The sequence below is a fragment of the Microbacterium sp. CCNWLW134 genome, from assembly GCF_037083565.1.
Classification (GTDB): Bacteria; Actinomycetota; Actinomycetes; order Actinomycetales; family Microbacteriaceae; genus Microbacterium.
The window spans coordinates 248,647-271,144 of sequence record NZ_JBAOJU010000002.1 but is presented as its reverse complement, the minus strand read 5'-3'; the positions used below and the strand labels follow the sequence as shown (position 1 = coordinate 271,144).

The window sequence follows — 22,498 nt, the reverse complement described above, 5'->3', positions numbered from 1 at the left end:
ACATGTCCACACTCACCACGTCGTCCGGCACCCCCGACGTCTCGACTCCGTCCCCCCGCTCGACCGAAGAGCCGCGCGCCCCGCGCGCCTTCGGCGCGGCCCAGCTCGCCCAGGCCCTCCCGGGGGCGATGCGCAAGCTCAACCCCGCTGCGCTGTGGCGGAACCCGGTCATGTTCCTTGTGTGGGTCGGCGCCGCCCTCACCACCGTGATCGCCATCGCCGAGCCCTTCCTCGGCGGCGCGGGCGAGTCGGGCGGCACCCCCGTGCCCGCCGGATTCACCTGGGGCATCGCGGTGTGGCTCTGGCTCACCGTGATCTTCGCCAACCTCGCCGAATCGGTCGCCGAGGGACGCGGCAAGGCGCAGGCGGCGACCCTGCGGAAGACCCGCACCTCCACGATGGCGAACCGGGTGTCGGGCTACGACGCCGCCGGCGACCCGGCCGCCGAGCGCGCGGCGACCGCGCCGGTCTCGTCGGCCGACCTGACCCTCGGCGATGTCGTCGTGGTCTCGGCCGGTGAGCTGATCCCCGGCGACGGCGACATCGTGCACGGCATCGCCACCGTCGACGAGTCGGCGATCACCGGCGAGTCCGCCCCGGTCGTGCGCGAATCGGGCGGCGACCGCAGCGCCGTCACCGGCGGCACCCGCGTGCTGTCCGACCGCATCGTCGTGCGCATCACCTCCAAGCCCGGCGAGACGTTCGTCGACCGCATGATCGCCCTCGTCGAGGGGGCGAGCCGGCAGAAGACGCCGAACGAGATCGCGCTGAACATCCTCCTCGCGAGCCTGTCGATCGTCTTCGTCATCGTCGTGCTGACGCTGAACCCCATCGCCGACTACGCCGCCGCGCCCGCGAGCATCCCGGTGCTGATCGCCCTGCTGATCTGCCTCATCCCCACCACGATCGGTGCGCTGCTGTCGGCGATCGGCATCGCGGGGATGGACCGGCTCGTGCAGCGGAACGTCCTGGCCATGTCGGGACGCGCCGTCGAGGCCGCGGGCGATGTCACCACGCTGCTCCTGGACAAGACCGGCACGATCACCTATGGCAATCGTCGTGCGAGCGCGTTCGTGCGGATGCCGGGGGTCGACGCCCGGCAGGTGGCCGAGGCCGCGGCGCTGTCGTCGCTGGCAGACGCCACCCCCGAGGGGACGTCGGTGGTCGAGCTCGCCGCCGCCGAGGGCGTCAGCGCCCGGATGCCCGCCGGAGCGGTCGCCGTGCCCTTCACCGCGCAGACCCGCATGAGCGGGCTCGACCTGCCCGACGGCACCCAGGTGCGCAAGGGAGCCGGGTCGGCGGTGCTGGCGTGGCTCGAGGCGGAGGGCGCGGCGGTGTCGACCCAGGTGCGCGCCCAGGTCGTCAGCGAGACCGACGCGATCGCGTCGTCCGGCGGCACGCCGCTCGTGGTCGCGACGTTCGCCCCGGTCGAGCCCGCGCAGCCCGGCGAGCCGCGAGGGCGCATCCTCGGCGTCATCCACCTCAAGGACATCGTCAAGGACGGCCTCCGCGAGCGGTTCGACGAACTGCGCGCGATGGGGATCCGCACCGTGATGATCACGGGCGACAACCCCCTCACCGCCAAGGCGATCGCCGCCGAGGCCGGGGTGGACGACTACCTCGCCGAGGCGACGCCGGAAGACAAGCTCGCCCTGATCCAGCGGGAGCAGGAGGGCGGGCGCCTGGTCGCGATGACAGGCGACGGCACCAACGACGCTCCGGCGCTCGCACAGGCCGACGTCGGGGTGGCGATGAACACGGGGACGTCGGCGGCGAAGGAGGCCGGCAACATGGTCGACCTCGACAGCGACCCGACGAAGCTCATCGACATCGTGCGCATCGGCAAGCAGCTGCTCATCACCCGCGGCGCCCTGACGACCTTCTCGCTGGCCAACGACATCGCGAAGTACTTCGCGATCATCCCGGCCATGTTCATGGGGGTCTTCCCCGGGCTCGCCGCGCTGAACGTGATGGGCCTGTCGTCGCCGGCGTCGGCGGTGACCAGCGCCATCATCTTCAACGCGATCGTGATCGTCTTCCTGATTCCGCTCGCGCTCCGCGGCGTCGCCTACCGTCCCGCCAGCGCCTCGCAACTGCTGACGCGCAACCTGCTGATCTACGGGCTCGGCGGCGTCATCGCCCCGTTCATCGGCATCAAGCTCATCGACCTGGTCGTGAGCCTCATCCCGGGCTTCTGAGCCCCTGCATTCTCGGCCCGAACAAGGAGTCCCCCTCATGTCCGCCACCCGCACCACCCTTCGCAGCGTCGGCGTCGCCGTCCGCGCGATGGTCGCCTTCACCGTCATCCTCGGTCTCGGCTACACCCTCCTCATCACCGGCATCGGCCAGCTGGCCCTCCCCTGGCAGGCGAACGGTTCCCTGCAGCGCGACGCATCGGGCGCCGTCGTGGGCTCGGCCCTCATCGGGCAGTCCTGGACGGATGCCGACGGCGAGGCGCTTCCGGAGTACTTCCAGTCCCGCCCCTCGGCGGCCGGCGACGGCTACGACGGCGGCGCCTCGAGCGGGTCGAACTGGGGGCCCGAGAACGCCGACCTCATCGCCGCGATCGAGGAGCGCAAGGCCGCGATCGCCGAGCTCGAGGGCGTCTCGCCCGACGAGATCCCCGCCGACGCGGTCACCGCGTCGGCCTCGGGGCTCGACCCGCACATCAGTCCCGCCTACGCGCTCCTCCAGGTGCCGCGTGTGGCCGAGGCCCGCGGGCTCCCGGAGCAGGACGTCCGCGAGCTGGTGGAGTCTATGATCCAGTCCAGGGACCTCGGGATTCTCGGGGAACCGCGCGTCAACGTCCTGGAGCTGAACCTCGCGCTGGACGCCCGGAACCAGGACTGACGCCGCAGAGACAGAAGGACCACCCGTCATGCCCGCCGCCCGCGCCCACCGCATCGCCCTCGCCGGGGTGAGACGGTGAAGCGCGGGCGGCTGCGCGTGCTGCTTGGAGCGGCACCGGGCGTCGGCAAGACCTACGAGATGCTCGAAGAGGGCCGGCGCCTGGCGGGAGAGGGGCGCGACGTCGTCGTCGCGATCGTCGAGACCCACGGCCGTGCCGCGACGGCCGCCCAGATCGAGGGTCTGGAGGTCATGCCGCGCCGCATCGTGGAGCATCGCGGGGTCGAGCTGACCGAGCTCGACCTCGACGGGGTGCTGGCCCGTCGCCCCGAGATCGCGCTCGTCGACGAGCTGGCCCACACCAACGCGCCCGGATCCCCGCACGACAAGCGGTGGAAAGACGTCGAGGCCCTCCGCGACGCGGGGATCGACGTGATCACCACCGTCAACGTCCAGCACATCGAGTCGCTGAACGGGGTGGTGGAACAGATCACCGGCATTCCGCAGCGCGAGACCGTGCCCGACGCCGTCGTGCGCGGCGCCGACCAGATCGAGGTGGTCGACCTCGCCCCCCAGTCGCTGCGCGACCGGCTCTCGTCAGGGCTCGTCTACCCCGCGGAGCGGATCGACGCGGCCCTGTCGAACTACTTCCGCCTCGGCAACCTCACGGCGCTCCGCGAACTCGCCCTGCTGTGGCTGGCCGACGAGGTCGACAGCGCTCTGAAGACCTACCGCGCCGAGCACGGCATCGAGGGCACCTGGCAGGCCCGCGAGCGTGTGGTCGTGGCCCTCACCGGTGGGCCCGAAGGCGAGACCCTCCTGCGTCGCGGCGCGCGTATCGCCGCCCGCTCGGCCGGCGGCGAGCTGCTCGCCGTGCACGTGTCCAGCCAGGACGGGCTGCGCACCTCGAGCCCGGCCGCGCTCGCCCAGCAGCGCGCCCTCGTCGAGTCGCTCGGCGGCACCTACCACCAGGTCGTCGGCGACGACATCCCGCGCGCGCTGGTCGAGTTCGCCCGGTCGGTCAACGCCTCGCAGCTCGTGATCGGGGTGAGCCGTCGCGGCCGGCTCGCCGCCGCGCTCACCGGCCCGGGCATCGGCGCGACCGTCATCCGCGAGTCGGGCGACATCGACGTGCACATCGTCACGCACGCCGCCGCCGGCGGGCGCTTCGCCCTCCCCCGGGTGCGTGGCGGAGCTCTCAGCATCAAACGCCGCGTGCTCGGTTTCGTCACCGCGCTCGTCGGCGGACCGCTGCTGTCGGTCGTGCTCTCGACCTTCCGCAGCGAGGAGTCGATCACCTCCGACGTGCTCTTCTACCAGCTGCTCGTCGTGGTCGTCGCCCTCATCGGCGGCATCTGGCCCGCGCTGTTCGCCGCCGTGCTGTCGGGATTGACCCTCGACTTCCTCTTCGTCGAGCCGCTCTACAACGTCACCATCTCCGACCCCCTGCACGCCCTCGCGCTCGCGCTCTACGTGGTGATCGCGATCCTCGTCAGCTTCATCGTCGATCAGGCGGCCCGCGCCGCGCGCGTCGCCCGGCGCGCGGCCGCCGAGTCCGAGCTCCTCGCCACGGTCGCCGGCAGCGTGCTGCGCGGCGAGAGCGCCATCCCCGCCCTCGTCACCCGCACCCGAGAGGCCCTCGGCCTGGCCGGGGTGCGCCTGGCGACCGCCGACGGCACGACGATCGCGACCGACGGCGAGCCGGTGCGCGGCGACGACTTCGTGACGATGGACATCGGCCGCGGGCCCGACGGCGAACCCCGGGGCCGTCTCGAGCTGCACGGAACGCTCGGCGCCCGGGAGCGACGTCTCCTCGACGCGATCGCCGCGCAGCTCGCCGCCGCCCTGGAGCACACCGACCTCACCGCGACGGCGCGCGCGGCCGACGCCCTCGCCGAGGCCGACCAGGTGCGCTCCGCGCTGCTGTCGGCGGTCAGCCACGATCTGCGGCGCCCCCTCGCCGCCGCCCTCGCCGCGATCGGCGGGCTCCGCGCCGCGGGCGATCAGCTCAGCCCCGCCGATCGGCGGGAGCTCCTCGAGACCGCCGACGAGAGCCTGTCCACCCTGGCGCAGCTGGTGACCGATCTGCTCGACGTCAGCCGGGTGCAGGCCGGCGTGCTCGCGGTCTCGCTGTCGCCCGTCGACGCCGCCGGCGCCGTCCTCGCGGCCCTCGACGAGCTCGACCTCGGACCGGACGACGTCGAGCTCGGGCTCGACCCCGACCTTCCCGCGCTCACCGCCGACCCGGTGCTCCTCCAGCGGGTGCTCGTCAATGTGCTCGCCAATGCCCGGCGGCACAGCCCCGACGGGGCCCGGGTGCTCGTGACCACGAGCCGTCTCGGACAGAGCGCCGAGATCCGCATCGTCGATCGCGGTCCCGGTGTGAGCGCCGAGCGCCAGGAGGACATGTTCGCGCCCTTCCAGCGACTCGGAGATGTCGACAACACCACAGGGCTCGGCCTGGGCCTGGCCCTGTCGAGGGGATTCACCGAGGGGATGGGCGGCGCGCTCACCCCCGAGAACACCCCCGGAGGCGGCCTGACGATGGTGATCTCGCTGCCGCTGGCCGACACCCCCGCACCGATCCCGACCCGAAGCGAGCGCGCGTGAAGATCCTCCTCGCCGACGACGACCCGCAGCTCGTCCGCGCGCTGCGCATCACCCTGGCCGCACACGGCTACGAGGTGGTGGCCGCGCCCGACGGCGCCGCCGCCGTGGCGATGGCCGCCCAGGCGCATCCCGACATCATCCTGCTGGATCTGGGGATGCCGCGGCTCGACGGCATGCAGGTGATCGAGGCCCTGCGAGGCTGGACGAGCGCCCCCATCATCGTGGTGTCGGGGCGCACCGGCTCGGCCGACAAGGTCGACGCGCTCGACGCGGGCGCCGACGACTACGTCACCAAGCCCTTCCAGATCGACGAGCTGCTCGCGCGGCTGCGGGCGCTCTCGCGCCGACGCGGCGGGGCGGCATCCGAACCGATGGTGGTCTTCGGCGACGTCACGGTCGACCTCTCGGCGCGGGCCGTCACCCGGTCCGGTGCCCGCGTGCACCTCACCCCGACCGAGTGGCGGATGCTCGAGTTCCTCGCCCGAAACCCCGGCGCCCTCGTCACCCGCCAGACCCTGCTGAAGGAGATCTGGGCCAGCGAGAACGTGCAGGACTCGGGGTACCTCCGGCTGTACATGTCGCAGCTGCGCCGCAAGCTCGAGCCCGACCCGTCGCATCCGGTGCACCTGCTCACCGAATCGGGCATGGGCTACCGGCTCGTCGTCGACCCCGCCTGATCGGCCGCGGCTCGAGCCACTCGGCGCGACTCGACACGGCGCGAGATGGCCCGCCCGGCGTGCAGCTGCACGAAGAGCGTCACCGTTCCCGCCAGGAGGAGTCCGGCGAGATTCAGCGCGAGCTGCACCAGCGCCGCGCCGGCCTCGGCCCAGGCGCCGACCGCGAGGGTCAGCCCGATCGTGCCCACCGCCGGCACGGTGGTGATGGAGATGAACACGCCGACCAGCGCGGACGACTTCGACGTCGTCAGCGAGAGCACCCCCGCGATGCCCGCCAGCACGGCGATCACGAACGACCAGGCGTCGGGGCTGACGATGAACTGCGTCGCGTCGCCGGTCGTGGCCTGCTCGTAGGTGAAGACGCCGAAAACGTAGAGGAGCGCCCATACCCCCCATGCGATCAGTGCGCACACCGCGAAGCCGCCGAACAGCGTGACCGACGCGGGCCCGATGATCCCCCGCCGGCGGCGCACCACGGCGTAGCAGATCGCGGCGATGGGGGCGAACTCCGGACCCACCACCATCGCGCCGATGATGAGGATGGGCTGATCCAGGAGTCGCCCGATCCCGGCGATCAGCGTCGCCAGCAGCAGGAAGGCGAAGAAGCTCCACGACGGCCGGGCGTCCTCGGTGGAGCGGCTGGCCAGCTGAGCCCACAGCACGCCGTCCGCGGGATGACCCGGAGCGGCGCGTTCAGCCGCGTGCGCGGCATCCGACACCACCGCCAGTGGCTCGCTGACGACGATCGCGCCCCGCTCGGGCACGCCGGCGTGCCGGAGCAGCCGGACGATGTTGTTGACGTCCTCACGTGCGACGTCGAAGATCAGCAGGTCACCGTTGCCTGCGGCGGCGGCGCCCGGGACCACGGCGAGATCGATCACGGTGGGCTGCGCCCGCAGCTGCGGCGCGAGCTCGCGGGCGAGCGCCGAAGGCGCGGTGACTCGGATGGTGAGCATGGTGCCATCCTGCCCGGCATGGGCGTCAGGAAGTCGTGAGGATCACGTCGCGTGGCGTAGGTGATCCGTCGGGACCGGATACCCGTGGTCGGACGGTGACGAGGATCGATTCATGCGTCCCCTCCCCACCGCTCCCGGATCGCGCCCGCTGCGCGGCAGCTGGGGGTTTCTCGAAACGACGATCGCCCGCTACGGCGAGATGCGCGTGCGCCTGGTGATCCTCCCCCCTGATACCACCGACCTCGAACGGCGCCTGTGGGTGCTGATGCGGCTCTGGCCTTTCGTCGGACTGATCGTGGGGGTCGCGGCGGGCCTGCTCCTGTCCGACATCCTGGGTACGGCCGCGACGGTGGTCCTCGCGGCGGTGGTGTGGCTGGCGCCCGCCATCGCCCTCTGGGTGGGGATGGGGCCGTTCCTCGGCCGCATCCGCGAGGAGTGGGTGACCTGCGCGATCGGATGCGAGGACTCCGACCTGCGCCGACGCGAACTGAACCGCGTGGCCCGCGCCCTGTCCTACGCGGAGGAGTCCTGGCGGGCGGGACGCCGCTCGCGGGGCGATTTCGAGGCGACGTGGGCAGGTGCATGGGACCGGTTCGCTCCCCGGGTGACGTCGTGATCGACTATCGTGAGTGCGGTCCCGACCCGAGAGGAGGTGGTGCGTGATGGCTGGTCATAGTCCGCGCGTCACCGTCCTGCTGCCGGTGTCGGGCTTCCCGGTTCGCTGACCCGCTCTCGGGCTGGTTCGGCCCGCTCGCCTGGATCGATTCTGCAGCAGCGCGGTGGCGCGGCATCCGCCCTTTGCTGTTCGCCGCTCGCGCGGCATGAACCGACCGGAGAAGAGATGATGGCGCTGATCGACAACGGCGTGTACGTCAACGGCGTCCGCACCGAAGACCCCACCGACCTCGACGAGACCTTCGAGGTCATGCGCGCGCGTGGCGCGATGGCTTGGATCGGGCTCTACCGACCGAGCGAGGAGGAAGTCCGACAGGTCGCCGAGGAGTTCTCGTTGCATCCGCTCGCCGTCGAAGACGCCCTCAGCGGACACCAGCGCTCGAAGCTCGAGCGCTACGGCGACACCCTCTTCGTCGTGCTGCGGCCCGCACGTTACCTCGATGCGGAGGAGCGGGTCGAATTCGGCGAGCTGCACCTGTTCGTCGGTCCCGACTTCGTCGTGACGATCCGCCACGCCGAGTCGCCGAACCTCGGCCGCGTGCGGCGGCGACTCGAAGACGCCCCCGAGCTGCTCTCGATGGGACCCGAGGCCGTGCTGTACGCCATCCTCGACGAGGTGGTCGACGAGTACGAGCCGGTCATCGCCGGGCTCGAGAACGACATCGACGAGATCGAGGATCAGCTCTTCGACGAAGAGAGCAGCGTGTCGCGCCGCATCTACGAGCTCTCCCGCGAGGTCATCGACTTCCAGCGGGCATCGCGCCCGCTCGTCGGCATGCTCGAGGCGCTGCTGCGCGGCTCGGACAAGTACCGGGTCGAGGTCGAGCTCCAGCGCAACCTGCGTGATGTGCTCGACCACGCGCTGCGGGTCGTGGAACGGTCGGCGGCGTTCCGCACCATCCTCGAGAACGCCCTCACCGTCGAGTCGACCCTCGTCGCGCAGCGGCAGAACGACGAGATGCGGCGGATGACGGAGTTCAACCTCGCACAGAACGAAGAGCTGAAGAAGATCTCCGGCTGGGCGGCGATCATCTTCGCCCCCACCCTCGTCGGCACCGTCTACGGCATGAACTTCGAGAACATGCCCGAGCTGTCGTGGGAGTGGGGCTATCCGTTCTCGCTCGTGCTGATGGTCGGGGTCGCCGCGGGTCTCTACGGGGTGTTCAAGCACAAGCGCTGGCTGTGACGGCGGGACACGTCGGCAGGTCTCGCTCGTCCTAGGATGAGGGCGCCCCCGTCCTCACCCGGAGCCGCATGGACACCGCGATCGCCGCCCCCACCCTGATCACGAGCGCCGTGGCGCTCTTCACCATCTGCAACCCGATCGGCACGCTGCCGGTCTTCCTGCAGGTGACCGACGGCCGCACGCCGGCGCAGCAGCGCCGGATCGGGCTTCTCGTCGGGCTCGCGGTCATCGTGATCCTCGCCGTGTCGCTCCTGGCCGGCACGTGGGTGCTGCAGATCTTCGGCATCGACATCACCGCGTTCAAGATCGCCGGCAACCTGCTCGTCGCCGCGATCGGATGGGCGATGCTCCTCGCCCGGCCGAGTCCGGTCGCCACCAACGATCCCGCCGGGTCGCCGGTCGTCGTGCCGCTGGCCATCCCGGTCATCGCCGGGCCGGGGGCGATCGCCCTCGCCATCACCTTCGCGCACTCGTACACCTCGGTGATCGACTACGTCGCGGGGCTCGGCATCGTGATCGTGGTCGGGCTCATCTGCTCGGCCGTACTGTACTTCGGTCCGTTCGTCGCGAAGCTCCTCGGCCCCGCCGGCATGAACGTGCTCACCAGGATCTTCGGACTGCTCCTCCTCGCGATCGCGGTGCAGTCGATCGTGACCTCGCTCGGCGAGGCGCTCCCCGGCTTGACCTCGACGGGGTCGTGACCGCCGCGGTGCCCGAGGTCAGCCCACCGGCTGGGCGGCCGAGAACACCGCGCCGGGATCGAACCGGCGCTTGAGCTCACCGAGCCGACCGGTCGCCTCGCCGTACCCGACGCGGCGATCGGCTCCGCCGTCCACGAACGTCAGGGCGAGGGCGTCGATGTGCCACGGCGCGAACAGCGCCACCGCCGCGCGAGCCGTGGCGGTGGCACCGGCCGCGGCTTCGGGCACCGGGATCATCGCGACGGTGTGACACAGGTACTGCCCGCGCAGGGCCGAGACCGCACCGCCGTGGGCCGCCGGCCGCGCCACGGCTCCGCCGATGTGGCGCAGCTCGGTCATGAAGAGGTCACGATTCGCGCCGGCGTGAAGGAACGCCGCCACGGCGTCATCCGGAAGCTCGTCGAGGACCGCGTGCTGCGTCACTGCGGGAGTCGGCTGCGGCGGATCCATGTGGACGGCCACCAGCCCGGCCGCAGGGATGCGGGCGAAGGTGTCGATCTCGGGCGCGAGGCCGCGCAGCGGCGCGAGGACGGCCGCAGCCGCGTCATCCGTCTCGAGCACCGCGCCGTCGACGACGACCACCGACCGGCCGGAGAGGAAGGGCGGGAGCTCGGGCAGGGGCGGGAGGTTCAGGATGCGCAGGGTCGTCGTCGCGCTCTCGGGAGCCGTCGCGGTCCACGCCGCCCAGGCGTGCGCGACTTCGGACGCCCGCGCGGCATCCCACAGCAGCATGCCGGCGAACACATCCGCGTAGGGAAGCAGGTCGATCTCGAGCGAGACCACGACCCCGAAGGCACCGGAGCCGCCGCGGATCGCCCAGAACAGGTCGGGGTTCTCGTCGGCGCTCGCACGGACGAGGGCGCCGTCGGCCGTGACCACCTGAACGGCGCGGACGAAGTTCACGGCGAGACCGTGTGTCCGCGCGTAGAACGACAGGCCCCCACTGAGGCTGTAACCGGCGACGCTGACGTCTCCGGCACTCCCGTGGGGCGCGGTCAGGCCGTGGGGCGCCGTCGCTTCCAGCACGTCGTTCCAGTGCGATCCGCCCAGCACGCGGGCCGTGCGGGCGACGGGGTCGACCGTGACGCCTCGAAGGCGCGCCAGGCTGACGATGACGGTGTCGGCGAGGCCGGTGTCGGCCAGGGCACCGGCGGCGTGTCCGGTGGACTGCGGGGCGATCTTCAACCCGGCCGCGGTCGCGGCACGCACGATCTCCACGACGTCCTCGGCCGTTTCGGGTCGGGCGACGGCGACGGGACGCTGGTCGACCGCGAGGTTCCAGGGCATCCGGGCGAGATCCCACTCCGCGTCGCCGGGCAGCACGACGCGGCTGCCGAGTGCGGAGCGGAGGCGCTCCGCCCGCGCGTCGGTGCCCGGTCGGGCGGTGGGATCGATCGTGGTGTCTGACAGGGTCATGGCGAACTTCCTCGTTCTGGGCGTCGGGTAGACGGCCGTGGTCGTCGTTGCTGAGTCTGATGGCGCGCCGTTGCGGCCGCCACCCCAGAGCAGAGGAGTCTCGAGGTGATCCTGATACGTGGTTCTCGGGTCAGGCGTGCCTCGGCGTCACCCCAGGCCGGCGCGCTCGGCGTCGACCGCACCCTCGCCGGCGACGGGCTTGCGCGAGAGGCCGACGGCGCCCGCCGACGGGTCTTTCGACCGCGACAGCGCCGCGGCGACGGCGACCGATTCGTCGACGTCGCGGTAGCGGGGGCGGAGCTTCACCGGACGCTCGGGCTTCTTCTCGCGCTTCGCCCGGCGCGCGGCGTAGGTGAGGTTCAGCGCCTCGACGAAGATCGCGAACGCCATCGGCCCGTAGATGAAGGCCTTGTCGATGTAGAACCCGAAGCCCTCGGCGATGAGGAACACGCCGATGAGGAGCAGGAACGACAGGGCCAGCATCTTCACCGTGGGGTGCTTGTTGACGAACTCGAAGATGAACCGCGCGGCGAAGAGCATGATGCCGAACGACAGCACGACGACCGTGACGATCACCACGAGGTTCGTCGTCATCCCGACGGCGGTGATGACCGAGTCGAGCGAGAAGACCAGGTCGAGCACGAGGATCTGGCCGATCACCGCGCCGAACGAGATCGCCTTCGAGCCGGACGCGCCGTGCTCGTCCTCGGCGCCCTCGAGCTTGTGGTGGATCTCGGTGACGGCCTTGTAGAGCAGGAACAGGCCGCCCACGATGAGGATGATGTCCTTCCACGAGAAGCTCAGATCGCCGACGGCGAAGACCTCCTCGGTGAGGGTGATCAGCCATCCGGCGAAGAACACCAGGATGACGCGCATCAGCATCGCCAGCGTCAGGCCCAGGTTCCGCGCCCGCGCCTGCTGCTCCTTAGGAAGCTTGGAGGCGAGGATCGAGATGAAGATGACGTTGTCGACGCCGAGGACGATCTCCAGCACGAACAGCGTGAGGAACACCGCGATGAGATCGGGCGTGAAAGCGAAGCTGAAGTCCACGGTCACATCGTAGGGGGGTGACCGAACCGGCCACCCCCCTACGATCTCTCCACCGATCGGATGACGCCGCTCAGACGGTCGCGAGCACGCCCTCGAGGCGCGCGTAGCTGGCCTCCATGCCGTCGACCATGCCGGTGGCGAGGATCATGTCACGCGTCTCCTTGTCGGGATACTCGATGACCAGCGTCAGGAGCGTCACCCCGTCCTCCTCGTAGAACGAGAGATCGTTGATCGTGCCCGGTCCGTCCATCCCGATCATCCGCTCGGTCGACACCTCACGGCGCGGCGGGTCGCTGAGGAGCAACTCGCCTTCGAAACCGAACTCTTCTCCCTCCACGCCCGGGCCGGGCACCCAGACGTTTCGGAACGTGTCGCCGACGGCTTCGGCCTGTTCGGCCACGGGCATCGTCCAGCCGTCGGGTCCGAGCATCCACTTCTTCAGCAGGTCGGAGTCGTGGTGGGCCTTCCAGACCAGCTCGCGCGGGCCGCGGATGACGCGGGTGATGCGCACGTGCTGGTCGTCGAGGATCTCGAGCTCGGTGCCGCGCCCCGCGGCGTATTCGCGGAGGTCGTGCAGCACGAGGTCGAGCTGGTTGATCGCGAGCGTCGAGCCCTCGACCGCGCCGAACGCCACGACCTGCTCGAGGGCCTCGGACGACGCGAAGTAGGTCGTGTTGACCAGGCGCGATCCGGTGGCGGTCGACTCGAAGGCGAAGACGACGCGCATGACCGGCATCCCTTCCAGCGGCGCGCCCTCTTCATTGGCGAAGGCGTCGAGCACGGTGAAGCCCCGCGGGGGGTCGATGGAGAGGAACTCCCACGAACCCCACGACTGCTCGCCCTGCGGGCTGGTCATGACGTAGCGCGCGTGCCCGCCGACGGTGAAGTCGAACTTCGGAAAACGCGCCGGCCACCCCGGAGGACCCCAGAAGCGCTCGAGCTGCTGCGGGTCGGTGAACGCGCGCCAGAGTCGCTCGACGGGGGCGTCGAACTCGGCCTCGAGCGTCATGGTGAGCGCTTCGGCGTCGGTGGTCACGTCGGTGACGGGCATGTCATTCTCCTTCGTTGGATGCTGCGGATGCCGGTGTCGGCGGATCTTCGGCGAGGAGCTGGTCGAGGCGCGAGATGCGCGAACGCCACAGCGCCTCATAGGCGGCCAGCAGCGCGCGGGCACGGGCGATCATGGCCGGGTCCGCCCGGACCAGCCGCTCCCGGCCCTCGGCGCGCTTGACGATGAGGCCGGCCGCTTCGAGCACCGCGACGTGCTTCTGCACTGCGGCGAACGACATGTCGTACTCACGGGCCAGATCCGACACCGAGTGCTCGGCCTCGATCGCGCGGCGCAGGATGTCGCGACGCGTCGCCGCGGCGAGCGCGTGGAACACGCGGTCGATGTCGTCATCACTGAGCTCCGTTTGTACAACCATTTGGTTGTACGTTAGACCTACCTGCTCAGCGCGTCAAGAGGGCTCTCGGCTTCGACTCTCGTCCGAGATTTCGCCGACACCGGACCGAAGACCCTCGATCTCGATGACCGTCCGAGTCCCCGAACGCGGAACGGCCCGGGCTTCCGCCCGGGCCGTTCCGTCCGACGATGTCGCGTCAGTCGTCGACGTCGGCCGTGAGCACGGCGAAGTCGGCGTCGAGGTTCAGATCGATGAAGCGGGCGTCGTCGGTGAGGACGGTCACGTCATAGGGAGAGGTCGCGTCGTCATCGACCTCGAGGTCGGTGATCCGCCCCTCGGTCTCGCCGAGCGCCGCAGAGACGAGGGCGTCGACGGTCGCGCTGTCGAGGACACCCTGCGGTGAGCGGTCGTCGTCATCCGACGTGTCGGTCGAGATGACCGTCGCCGTGCCGTCCGGGCTCACGCGCACCTCGGTCTCGTCGCCGGCGCCGGTGCGGAACTCGACATCCCAGCTGCCGTCACGCTCGGCGTCGATCGCGACCGGGTCGCCCTCGGCGACCGCGGCGGCGGCCGCGATGAGGTCACTGAGCTCCGCCGCGGAGTCGGTGCCCATGTCGGCGGCGGCGGCTTCAGCCCCGGCCGGTCCACCCGCTCGGTCGTCGTCGCTCGAGGTCGCACCGACGACGGCACGGTCGTCGTCATCATCCTCGACCGCGTCGGCGATCGCAGCACCGGCGGCGATTCCACCCCCGGCGAGGAGGAGGCCGCCCAGCACGGCACCTCCGGCGATCAGCATCGTGCGCGTGCGCGGGCGCTTCCGGCCTGGAGTGGGGGCTGGCGCGGAGGCGGCGGTGTCGGCGGGCAGGGCGGGTTCGGTGGGGATGCTCTGGGGGTCACGGGTCGATTCGCTCATGCCGTCAGAGTGCCCGCCGGGTGCTGAAGCGAGACTGAAGGACCCTGAATCGCTTTTCAGGATGCCGCGGGCAGGGTCACGGTGAAGCGGGCGCCGCCCCAGCGCGACTCATCGAGCGTCACGTCGCCGCGCGACGACGTCGCGATGCCGCGGACGATCGCGAGACCGAGGCCCGCCCCGCCGTCGTCGCGTGCGCGCGCCTCGTCGAGACGGACGAACCGGTCGAAGACGCGGTCGCGATCGGCGACGGGAACCCCGTCACCGTCGTCCTCGACCGTCAGGGTCGCGTGAGAACCGTGCTGCTCGACCGAGATCGCGATCCGCCCCCGCGCGTGCCGCGCGGCGTTGTCGGCGAGATTGCGCACGAGCTGCGCCAGCAGTCGGGGATCGCCCTGCACTCGGGCGGCACCCACACCCGCAGCATCCACCTGGTGTCCGGCCGCTCGCAACCGTGTCGCCTCTGCGAGGGCGAGGTCGTCGAGATCGACGGGCCGCCCGGACGTGGCGGGAGCCTCGTCGAGCCGCGCGAGCAGCAGAAGTGCATCGACGAGACCCTGCATCCGCAGCCCCTCATCGTGCACCACTGCGGCGAGCTCGGCCATCGACATCGCCTGGGGATGGGTCTGCGCGAGCTCGGCGTGCTGGCGGATCGTCGACAGCGGCGACCGGAGCTCGTGGGAGGCGTCGGAGATGAATCGGCGCTGCGCCTGAGCGGACGCGTCGAGCCGGTCGAGCATGCCGTTCATCGTCACCGCCAACGCGGCGATCTCGTCGCCGGAATCCGGGACGGGCACGCGCTGCTCGAGACGGTCGGCCGTGATGCCGGCGACCTGCGCCTGTATCCGCGCAACCGGGCGGAGGGCCCGGCCCACCACGAACCACGTCGTCGCCGCCACCAACCCGAGGATCAGCGGCACCGCGATCGCCAGCAGCAGCGCGACCGTGCCGAGTGTCTCGGTGTCGTCGTCGATCGGCACGCCCACCACCAGCACGAGATCGTCGTCCAGATCCTCCGAGACGAACAGCACCGGGTCGTCGTCGATCGGTGCGACGATCGGGTCGTCCGAGAGAGGAACGCCCTCGCCTTCGGCCTCCTCGCTGGTGGCCACCACCCGTCCGTCGGCAGCGACGATCTGGACGATCTCGTCGTCCAGGCCGGTCACGACGCCGGAGCCCTCCGCCTCGATTCGATCGGCGAGCTCCTCCGACCGGATGGTGGCAGCGCGCTCCGACGCAGCCGAGACGCTCGTGCGGAGAACCTGGAAGAAGCCCACCGCACCCGCGATGAGCACGGCGGCCACGACCAGTGTTGCGGCCAGAGTGGTCCGGGCGCGCACCGAGCGCCAGGCCGGCCTAGCCACCGTCCGCCGCCAGTCGGTAGCCGGCGCCGCGGACGGTCTCGATCGTCTCGCGCCCGAACGGCCGGTCGAGTTTGCGCCTCAGGTGCCCGACGTACACCTCGACGATGTTCGGGTCGCCGTCGAAGTCGTCGTCCCAGACGCCTGCGATGAGGTCGCGCTTCGACACCACCTGGCCGCGGTGGCGGATCAGGTACTCCAGCACCGAGAACTCCCGCGCGGTGAGCTCGACGGCGGTCTCGCCCCGCCAGACCCGGCGCGCGCCCCGGTCGACCCTCAGATCGCCCGCCTCCCACACCACGGGCCTCTCCACCCCACCTCGGCGGATCAGTGCGCGAAGGCGCGCCACCAGCACGGCGAACGAGAACGGCTTCGTCACGTAGTCATCGGCACCGGTGTCGAAGGCCTCCACCTGGTCCCATTCGCCGTCCTTCGCGGTCAGCATGAGCACGGGAGTCCAGTTCTCCTCGGCGCGCAGCGCTTCGCACACCTTCCAGCCACTCATCCCGGGCATCATCAGGTCGAGCACGATCGCGTCGTAGCGCGCGTTGCGCGCCCGCCACAGCCCGTCGATTCCGTTGTGCGCGACGTCGACGGCGAAGCCTTCGGCTTCCAAGCCGCGGCGCACTCCGTCGGCCAGCCGCACCTCGTCATCGACTACAAGAACGCGCATCGGAGACAGTCTGTCCGACACGTGCTGAAGCACGGCTGAAGCGGGCCGGAGCGACGACAGATCACCGTGGGCTCCGAGAGAGCCGCCGGATCAGTCCGACGGGGCCGCGTGGTGGGCGCTCGCCCTGCGCGACGAGGGGAGGAGGCGACGGACACCCATCACCACACCGACGATGAGAAGTCCGGCGATGAGACCGAAGACCGCGGAGACCGCGGTGTCGACGATCCAGACCACGACCGGTCCTGCAGCCTCCACCAGATGCGTGATCGCGTGGAGGAGGTCGTAGGGTCCGTGCCACACCGTCTCGGCGAGGTTGGTGATGACGAGGTGACCACCGACCCAGAGCATCGCGACCGTCCCGACCACGCTGATCACGCGGAACACCGCGGGCATCGAGGCGACGACACGCGCACCGGTGCGACGGACGCGGCGCGAGGGACTTTTCATCAACCGGAGCCCGACGTCGTCGATCTTGACCAGCAGGGCGACGGCGCCGTACACGAGCGCCGTCATGCCGAGCCCGATGACCGCGAGCGCGGCCAGCGTCATCCCCAGTCCGAAATCGGGATCGAGGCTCGTCAGGGCGATGAGCATGATCTCGGTGCTCAGGATGAGATCGGTGCGGATGGCCCCGAAAACGAGCTTCTTCTCATCCCGCGGCTCGTCGTCCTCGGTCTCGTGATGCGTGCCGAACCACTCCATCACCTTCTCGGCGCCCTCGTAGCAGAGGAACCCGCCGCCGATGATCAGCAGGAACGGCAGCACCCACGGCGCGAAGGCGGTGAGCAGGAGCGCGATCGGGATGATGATGACGAACTTGTTGACGAGGCTCCCGAGAGCGATCTTCCACACGACCGGGAGTTCCCGCGCGGGGGTGATGCCCTGCACGTACTGGGGGGTCACCGCCGCATCGTCGATGACGACGCCCGCCGTCTTCGCACTCGCCTTCAGCGCCGCGGTGAGGATGTCATCGACGACGGCGAGCAGGCCTACCGACATGTGCGCTTCTCCTCACGGCGTCGGCGATCGGAACACGACCGCTCCAAGACGCCAGGCCCCTACGCTAGTCGCTCGCGCCCCGTAGCATCCCGCTTATGGCAGTTGAGCGCAGGGAGTGGTAGCGATGGTCGGCCTCACCGTCTCGGGTGCCACCCTTCACCGGACACCCGCCGAGACCGCCGTCGGCGACCTTTCGGTCCGAGGCTCGACGATCGTCGCCGATACGGACCCCGGATCTGCGAGGACAGTCATCGACGGCCGCGGCGCCTCGGTGGTGCCGCTCTTCGTCGACACCGTGTTCGCCGCGCCGGATCCACCCGCCTCCGCTGCGTTCGATCTCGTCCCGGGGAACCCTGCGACCTTCGCCGTCGTCGACGGCCGGGTCGGGCCCGACGAGATCCGGCACATGCTCGTCGTCCGCCCGGAGCGACTTCGCGCGGTCGTCGTCGACGGTTCGGTGATCGTCCGGGACGGTCACGCACTTCGGCCGGCGGGCACCGACCTGAACCCCAGCGATCCGCGCCTCACGGCGTGGACCGACACGCGTCGCGACATGACCCAGTACCTGACGGCGGACGGCAGGTACAGCGAGACCCGCGGCGGCCGGCGAGACGCCTGGACCGGGCAGTTCTGGATCGACGGATCGAGGATCACCTACCTCGACGACTCGGGATTCTGGGCCTTCGGGCAGTTCCACGGCGATCAGCTGCATCACGCGGGGTTCGTGCTGGAGCGCTGATTGCGCCGAACGGGATGTCGGGGGCACAACTAGACTGATCGCGTCCGGCGCCCCGCGATCTCCAGGAGTTCAGCCGCGTGACCACCCCCTCCACTTCCCTGGCAGACACCGTCTCGAACGCCGTCGCGACGCCCGAGCGAGAGCAGCCGTACGCCGCACTGGGCCTGAAGCCCGACGAGTACGACCGCATCCGCGAGATCCTCGGCCGCCGACCCACGAGCGGCGAGCTGGCGATGTACTCCGTGATGTGGAGCGAGCACTGCTCCTACAAGTCGTCCAAGATCTACCTGCGCCAGTTCGGCCAGAAGGTCAGCGACGAGATGAAGAAGCGCCTCATGGTCGGTATGGGGCAGAACGCCGGCGTCGTCGACATCGGCGAGGGCTGGGCGGTGACCTTCAAGGTCGAGTCTCACAACCACCCGAGCTACATCGAGCCCTTCCAGGGCGCCGCGACCGGTGTCGGCGGCATCGTCCGCGACATCATCTCGATGGGGGCGCGCCCCGTTGCCGTCATGGACCAGCTCCGCTTCGGCGCGATCGACGACCCCGACACCGCCCGCGTCGTTCACGGCGTGGTCAGCGGCATCTCCTTCTACGCCAACTGCCTGGGACTGCCGAACATCGGCGGCGAGACCGTCTTCGACCGCGTCTACCAGGGCAACCCCCTCGTCAACGCCCTCGCCGTCGGCGTCCTCCGCCACGAGGATTTGAAGCTCGCCAACGCCAGCGGCGCGGGCAACAAGGTCGTGCTGTTCGGCGCCCGCACCGGCGGCGACGGCATCGGCGGAGCATCCATCCTCGCCTCCGACTCGTTCGACGCCACCGGCCCGACGAAGCGCCCGGCGGTGCAGGTCGGCGACCCGTTCGCCGAGAAGGTGCTCATCGAATGCTGCCTCGAGCTCTACCGCGGCGAGCTCGTCGAGGCGATCCAAGACCTCGGGGCCGCCGGCATCTCGTGCGCGACGAGCGAGCTCGCCGCCAACGGCGGGTCGGGCATGCGGGTCGACCTCGAGAAGGTGCTGCTGCGCGATCCCACGCTCACGCCCGAAGAGATCCTCATGAGCGAGAGCCAGGAGCGGATGATGGCGATCGTCGCCCCCGAGAAGCTCGACGCCTTCCTCGCGGTCACCACGAAGTGGGATGTCGAGACGAGCGTCCTCGGCGAGGTCACCGGCGACGGCCGGCTGCAGATCTTCTGGCACGGCGAGGAGATCGTGAACGTCGATCCCTCCACGGTCGCCGTCGATGGGCCGGTGTACGAGCGCCCCGTCGCCTACCCGACGTGGATCGACGCGCTGCGGGATGACTCGGCCGCGGCCCTCCCCCGCCAGAACGACCCGGCGAGCCTGCGCGAGCAGTTCCTCGCCCTCGTCGGCAGCCCCAACCTCGCCGACCCGTCGTGGGTGACCAACCAGTACGACTACTACGTCATGGGCAACACCGCACTGTCGTTCCCCGACGATGCGGGCATGATCCGCGTCGACGAGCAGTCGGGTCTCGGGTTCGCCATCGCGACGGACTGCAACGGTCGTTACTGCCAGCTCGACCCCTACGAGGGCGCCAAGCTCGCCCTCGCCGAGGCCTATCGCAACGTCGCCGTCACCGGGGCCGAGCCGACCGCCGTCACCGACTGCCTGAACTTCGGCAGCCCCGAGAACCCCGAGGTCATGTGGCAGTTCTCCCGCGCGGTCGAGGGACTGGCCGACGGATGCCTCGAACTCGGTGTTCCGGTCACGGGCGGCAACGTGTCGTTCTACAACCAGACCGGCGACCAGCCGATCCATCCCACCCCTGTGGTCGGCGTGCTCGGCATCATCGACGATGTCGCCCGCCGCATCCCGTCGGGCTGGCAGGACGCCGGCGAGAACATCTACCTCCTCGGTGTCACCTCGACCGAGCTCAGCGGATCAGCGTGGGCCGACACCGTGCACGGCCACCTCGGCGGGCGCCCGCCGGCGGTCGACCTCGCGCAGGAGAAGCGCCTGGCCGAACTGCTGCACGCCGCTTCGCAGCAGGCACTGGTCTCCAGCGCCCACGACCTGTCCACCGGCGGGCTCGCGCAGGCTCTTGCCGATTCCGTGTTGCGATTCGGTGTCGGAGCGCGGGTGTGGCTGACGGAGATCATGGAGCGCGACAGTGTCGACGCGGCATCCGCTCTCTTCTCGGAGTCGACCGGGCGCGTGCTGGTGTCGGTGCCCCGCGAGGACGATGTGAAGTTCCGCGGGCTCTGCGAGGGCCGCGGTTATCCGGTGCTGCGCATCGGTGTGACCGACGCGCCCGCCGACGGTGACGCCGAGCTGCAGGTGCAGGGGCTGTTCTCGGTGCCGGTGCCCGAGCTCGGGATGATCTCGCGCGCGACCCTCCCCGACGCCTTCGGACCCACGATCACGGAGCCCGTCGCGGGGTAACGCGCCGCGAACGTCGAAGAGCCGGGAGCAGATCGCCCCCGGCTCTTCCGGCCCCCGCCTGCAGACCTGGATCAGGCCTGCACGTCACCCCGCCACGCGCCGGTTTCGGCACCGCGCGACTCGATGAACGTCTTGAAATTCTTCAGGTCCTTCTTGACCGAGCGGTCGTCGATGCCGAGGGCATCCCCGACGTGCTCGACGAAGCCCTGCGGCTCCCAGTCCAGCTGCACCGTGACGCGGGTCTCGTTGTCGCTGAGCTTGTGGAAGGTCACCACGCCGGCGTGATCCTCGCCGCCCGTGCTGCGCCACGCGACGCGCTCGTCGGCGTGCTGCTCGGTGATCTCGGCGTCGAACTCGCGCTCGACGGCGCCGATCTTCACGCGCCAGTGGTTGTGGGTGTCATCCAGCTGGGTGATCGACTGGACGAAGCTGAGGAATTCGGGGAAGGTCTCGAACTGGGTCCACTGGTTGTAGGCCGTGGAGACCGGGACATCGACATCGACGGTTTCGATGATGCGCGCCATGTCGCACTCCTTTCGTCGACAGAGCCGGGTTCGGCCCCGTCGAGGGGAAATCTATCGAGCGGGGATGGATCCGCCCGCGGCGTTGACGCCCGTCGATCGGTCGGCTATCGTCGCGCGTTCGTCCGCCGCACGCTGGGCGCGGACGGATGCGGCGGGGCGCTCTCTAGACTGGACGAGACCCCCGGACGGAGAGCCGATGAGCGACGACGACGATTTCGCCATGTACAGCGATGCGCGCCAGCGCCGGATCAAGGTGGTGGCGTGGGTCGTCATCCTCTCGCTCATCCTCGTCGGGGGCGGGGCGACGGTCCTGTCGCTGCTCTTCGGCTGACCCCGGCGGGGCGTGCCGCAGAACTCGTGGCCCGCATCCAGCCACCGTGGCTAGCATGGCCGGGTGGACCCGCTCATGGCGATCGCCGAGTTCTGGTGGATCGGAGCGTCGGCAGCCGGCGCCGGAACCATCGGATGGTTCGGGCTGCGCCATCAGCGCGCGAAGGGCTCGCGGCGGCTCGCCCTCCACGCCGCGCGGCATGAGCTGCGCGAAGCGCGTGACGCCGTCACCGCCTCACGCGTCGAGGTGCGGGTCGCGCGGGCGGAGCTCGCCCGGGCGCAGGCCGACCGGGCCGCCGAGCGTGTCCCGGCGTCGGAGGTGACCCTCGCCCGGCAACGGCTGCAGCAGGCTCAGCGAGAGGTGCGCGCCGCGCATGCCGAGATCCGCCTCCGCCGGATCCAGGTGTCGGCCGCGCGGGCGACGATCCCCCGCGCGAAGTCGGGCACCGACACCCTCCCCCTCGCCCGGTTGATGGCCGCGCACACCGCGATCGACGCCCGCTGGCTGGAGTACGAGACCGACCCCGCCAAGCGCATCGCGTTCCCCGCCATGAGCGATGTGCGCCAGCCCTCGACCGCGGCCTACCTCGCCGCTCGCGCGGAGGCCGGACGGCTTCGTCCTCCCACCGCTGTCACCAGGATGACGCCCGTCGAGTTCGCGCAGTACCGCGCGGCGGTCGAGAATCTCGGGAAGCTGTTCGAGCGCGCGGAGCGCGAGGCGTGGCGGGCGGCCGGAGACGGCAATGGTCCTTCACGTCAGGATGACCCCCACTGGGTCGATCTTGCCCAGTCGGTCGCGCAGACGGTGATCGCACGCGGCACCGAGGCGATCGCCCGTGTCGCGGAGTCGAATGCGCGCAATCGCGAACGTGCCGGCGGACGGGCGGATGCGGCGGGTACCGCCCCGCAGGCCGAGTCGGCCCCGACCGGTGGCACCCCATCCGAGGCCCAGGACGCCCGCCCGCCGCAGACCCCGGGGACTCCGGTGTGGCCCGTCCCCTCGCGCGGAGCGCGGCGGCCGCGGGACTGA

General features: G+C 70.6%; 21 protein-coding genes. 11 read left to right on the top strand and 10 right to left on the bottom strand.

Features of this window, described 5'->3' with window-relative positions:
- Positions 1-2 precede the first annotated feature (2 nt).
- The 4 genes from kdpB to V6S02_RS11825 all read left to right on the top strand — a co-directional run bounded on the left by kdpB (position 3) and on the right by V6S02_RS11825 (position 6,134).
- On the top strand, positions 3-2,198 hold the full coding sequence (kdpB, locus tag V6S02_RS11840) for a potassium-transporting ATPase subunit KdpB (protein ID WP_336401015.1): 2,196 nt from the start codon (positions 3-5) through the stop codon (positions 2,196-2,198).
- A 37-nt stretch (positions 2,199-2,235) separates the two neighbouring features.
- Positions 2,236-2,850, top strand: coding sequence for a potassium-transporting ATPase subunit KdpC (gene kdpC, locus V6S02_RS11835; RefSeq protein WP_336401014.1), 615 nt, complete (start codon positions 2,236-2,238; stop codon positions 2,848-2,850).
- A 75-nt stretch (positions 2,851-2,925) separates the two neighbouring features.
- Positions 2,926-5,457 (top strand): DUF4118 domain-containing protein, encoded by a 2,532-nt coding sequence (locus tag V6S02_RS11830; RefSeq protein WP_336401013.1) that lies wholly within the window; start codon positions 2,926-2,928, stop codon positions 5,455-5,457.
- A complete protein-coding gene (locus tag V6S02_RS11825) occupies positions 5,454-6,134 on the top strand; it encodes a response regulator (protein ID WP_124292068.1) in 681 nt (226 codons plus the stop codon). Before V6S02_RS11830 ends, V6S02_RS11825 begins: the two co-directional genes overlap by 4 nt.
- Here the strand turns inward: V6S02_RS11825 and V6S02_RS11820 are convergent.
- Positions 6,107-7,090, bottom strand: a complete 984-nt coding sequence (locus V6S02_RS11820) for a DUF389 domain-containing protein (protein ID WP_124292067.1) — start codon at positions 7,088-7,090, stop codon at positions 6,107-6,109. The two genes, V6S02_RS11825 and V6S02_RS11820, sit on opposite strands and share 28 nt — an antisense overlap.
- Before the next feature lie 112 nt (positions 7,091-7,202).
- Here V6S02_RS11820 and V6S02_RS11815 point away from each other — a divergent pair, with 112 nt between their 5' ends.
- The 3 genes from V6S02_RS11815 to V6S02_RS11805 all read left to right on the top strand — a co-directional run bounded on the left by V6S02_RS11815 (position 7,203) and on the right by V6S02_RS11805 (position 9,652).
- Entirely contained in the window at positions 7,203-7,706 is a 504-nt protein-coding gene (locus V6S02_RS11815; RefSeq protein ID WP_124292066.1) for a DUF6611 family protein, read from the top strand.
- 228 nt (positions 7,707-7,934) lie between these two features.
- Positions 7,935-8,951, top strand: a complete 1,017-nt coding sequence (locus V6S02_RS11810; protein WP_124292065.1) for a magnesium and cobalt transport protein CorA — start codon at positions 7,935-7,937, stop codon at positions 8,949-8,951.
- A gap of 68 nt (positions 8,952-9,019) precedes the next feature.
- Positions 9,020-9,652 (top strand): MarC family protein, encoded by a 633-nt coding sequence (locus V6S02_RS11805; protein WP_336401012.1) that lies wholly within the window; start codon positions 9,020-9,022, stop codon positions 9,650-9,652.
- An 18-nt stretch (positions 9,653-9,670) separates the two neighbouring features.
- Here V6S02_RS11805 and V6S02_RS11800 read toward each other — a convergent pair whose 3' ends face one another.
- From V6S02_RS11800 to V6S02_RS11765, 8 genes are all read right to left on the bottom strand, one after another.
- A complete protein-coding gene (locus V6S02_RS11800; protein WP_124292063.1) occupies positions 9,671-11,068 on the bottom strand; it encodes an FAD-binding oxidoreductase in 1,398 nt (465 codons plus the stop codon).
- 147 nt (positions 11,069-11,215) lie between these two features.
- Positions 11,216-12,118, bottom strand: a complete 903-nt coding sequence (locus tag V6S02_RS11795) for a TerC family protein (RefSeq protein WP_336401011.1) — start codon at positions 12,116-12,118, stop codon at positions 11,216-11,218.
- Positions 12,119-12,188: 70 nt separating this feature from the next.
- Positions 12,189-13,169 (bottom strand): SRPBCC family protein, encoded by a 981-nt coding sequence (locus tag V6S02_RS11790; protein ID WP_124292061.1) that lies wholly within the window; start codon positions 13,167-13,169, stop codon positions 12,189-12,191.
- Position 13,170: 1 nt separating this feature from the next.
- Entirely contained in the window at positions 13,171-13,545 is a 375-nt protein-coding gene (locus V6S02_RS11785; protein ID WP_124292060.1) for an ArsR/SmtB family transcription factor, read from the bottom strand.
- A 175-nt stretch (positions 13,546-13,720) separates the two neighbouring features.
- Positions 13,721-14,437 (bottom strand): hypothetical protein, encoded by a 717-nt coding sequence (locus V6S02_RS11780; RefSeq protein WP_240638707.1) that lies wholly within the window; start codon positions 14,435-14,437, stop codon positions 13,721-13,723.
- A gap of 56 nt (positions 14,438-14,493) precedes the next feature.
- Positions 14,494-15,774 (bottom strand): sensor histidine kinase, encoded by a 1,281-nt coding sequence (locus V6S02_RS11775; protein WP_336401010.1) that lies wholly within the window; start codon positions 15,772-15,774, stop codon positions 14,494-14,496.
- 16 nt (positions 15,775-15,790) lie between these two features.
- Positions 15,791-16,468: a response regulator transcription factor gene (locus V6S02_RS11770; protein ID WP_336401009.1), complete on the bottom strand. Its 678-nt coding sequence runs from the start codon at positions 16,466-16,468 to the stop codon at positions 15,791-15,793.
- A gap of 90 nt (positions 16,469-16,558) precedes the next feature.
- On the bottom strand, positions 16,559-17,467 hold the full coding sequence (locus tag V6S02_RS11765) for a DUF808 domain-containing protein (protein ID WP_336401008.1): 909 nt from the start codon (positions 17,465-17,467) through the stop codon (positions 16,559-16,561).
- Positions 17,468-17,591: 124 nt separating this feature from the next.
- Here V6S02_RS11765 and V6S02_RS11760 point away from each other — a divergent pair, with 124 nt between their 5' ends.
- Positions 17,592-18,206 (top strand): Atu4866 domain-containing protein, encoded by a 615-nt coding sequence (locus V6S02_RS11760; protein WP_336401007.1) that lies wholly within the window; start codon positions 17,592-17,594, stop codon positions 18,204-18,206.
- 77 nt (positions 18,207-18,283) lie between these two features.
- The gene (gene purL, locus V6S02_RS11755; RefSeq protein WP_336401006.1) at positions 18,284-20,614 is read left to right on the top strand and encodes a phosphoribosylformylglycinamidine synthase subunit PurL; all 2,331 of its coding nucleotides are present in this window, start codon (positions 18,284-18,286) and stop codon (positions 20,612-20,614) included.
- Between the two features lie 71 nt (positions 20,615-20,685).
- Here the strand turns inward: purL and V6S02_RS11750 are convergent, their stop codons facing one another.
- Complete coding sequence (locus V6S02_RS11750; RefSeq protein WP_124292055.1) at positions 20,686-21,138, bottom strand: SRPBCC family protein; 453 nt, start codon at positions 21,136-21,138, stop codon at positions 20,686-20,688.
- A 196-nt stretch (positions 21,139-21,334) separates the two neighbouring features.
- Here V6S02_RS11750 and V6S02_RS11745 point away from each other — a divergent pair, with 196 nt between their 5' ends.
- Together V6S02_RS11745 and V6S02_RS11740 are read left to right on the top strand one after the other, a co-directional pair.
- Complete coding sequence (locus tag V6S02_RS11745) at positions 21,335-21,469, top strand: hypothetical protein (RefSeq protein ID WP_276310442.1); 135 nt, start codon at positions 21,335-21,337, stop codon at positions 21,467-21,469.
- A 63-nt stretch (positions 21,470-21,532) separates the two neighbouring features.
- The gene (locus V6S02_RS11740; protein WP_336401005.1) at positions 21,533-22,498 is read left to right on the top strand and encodes a hypothetical protein; all 966 of its coding nucleotides are present in this window, start codon (positions 21,533-21,535) and stop codon (positions 22,496-22,498) included.

What these genes read in the sequence shown, in the direction of transcription:
- V6S02_RS11805 (WP_336401012.1), top strand. Translation starts at nt 9,020, where the DNA reads ATGGACACCGCGATCGCCGCCCCCACCCTGATCACGAGCGCCGTGGCG.
- V6S02_RS11765 (WP_336401008.1), bottom strand. Translation starts at nt 17,467, where the DNA reads ATGTCGGTAGGCCTGCTCGCCGTCGTCGATGACATCCTCACCGCGGCG.
- V6S02_RS11760 (WP_336401007.1), top strand. Translation starts at nt 17,592, where the DNA reads ATGGTCGGCCTCACCGTCTCGGGTGCCACCCTTCACCGGACACCCGCC.
- V6S02_RS11810 (WP_124292065.1), top strand. Translation starts at nt 7,935, where the DNA reads ATGGCGCTGATCGACAACGGCGTGTACGTCAACGGCGTCCGCACCGAA.
- V6S02_RS11780 (WP_240638707.1), bottom strand. Translation starts at nt 14,437, where the DNA reads ATGAGCGAATCGACCCGTGACCCCCAGAGCATCCCCACCGAACCCGCC.
- V6S02_RS11820 (WP_124292067.1), bottom strand. Translation starts at nt 7,090, where the DNA reads ATGCTCACCATCCGAGTCACCGCGCCTTCGGCGCTCGCCCGCGAGCTC.
- kdpC (WP_336401014.1), top strand. Translation starts at nt 2,236, where the DNA reads ATGTCCGCCACCCGCACCACCCTTCGCAGCGTCGGCGTCGCCGTCCGC.
- V6S02_RS11815 (WP_124292066.1), top strand. Translation starts at nt 7,203, where the DNA reads ATGCGTCCCCTCCCCACCGCTCCCGGATCGCGCCCGCTGCGCGGCAGC.
- kdpB (WP_336401015.1), top strand. Translation starts at nt 3, where the DNA reads ATGTCCACACTCACCACGTCGTCCGGCACCCCCGACGTCTCGACTCCG.
- V6S02_RS11745 (WP_276310442.1), top strand. Translation starts at nt 21,335, where the DNA reads ATGAGCGACGACGACGATTTCGCCATGTACAGCGATGCGCGCCAGCGC.
- V6S02_RS11790 (WP_124292061.1), bottom strand. Translation starts at nt 13,169, where the DNA reads ATGCCCGTCACCGACGTGACCACCGACGCCGAAGCGCTCACCATGACG.
- V6S02_RS11785 (WP_124292060.1), bottom strand. Translation starts at nt 13,545, where the DNA reads ATGGTTGTACAAACGGAGCTCAGTGATGACGACATCGACCGCGTGTTC.
- V6S02_RS11750 (WP_124292055.1), bottom strand. Translation starts at nt 21,138, where the DNA reads ATGGCGCGCATCATCGAAACCGTCGATGTCGATGTCCCGGTCTCCACG.
- V6S02_RS11770 (WP_336401009.1), bottom strand. Translation starts at nt 16,468, where the DNA reads ATGCGCGTTCTTGTAGTCGATGACGAGGTGCGGCTGGCCGACGGAGTG.
- V6S02_RS11800 (WP_124292063.1), bottom strand. Translation starts at nt 11,068, where the DNA reads ATGACCCTGTCAGACACCACGATCGATCCCACCGCCCGACCGGGCACC.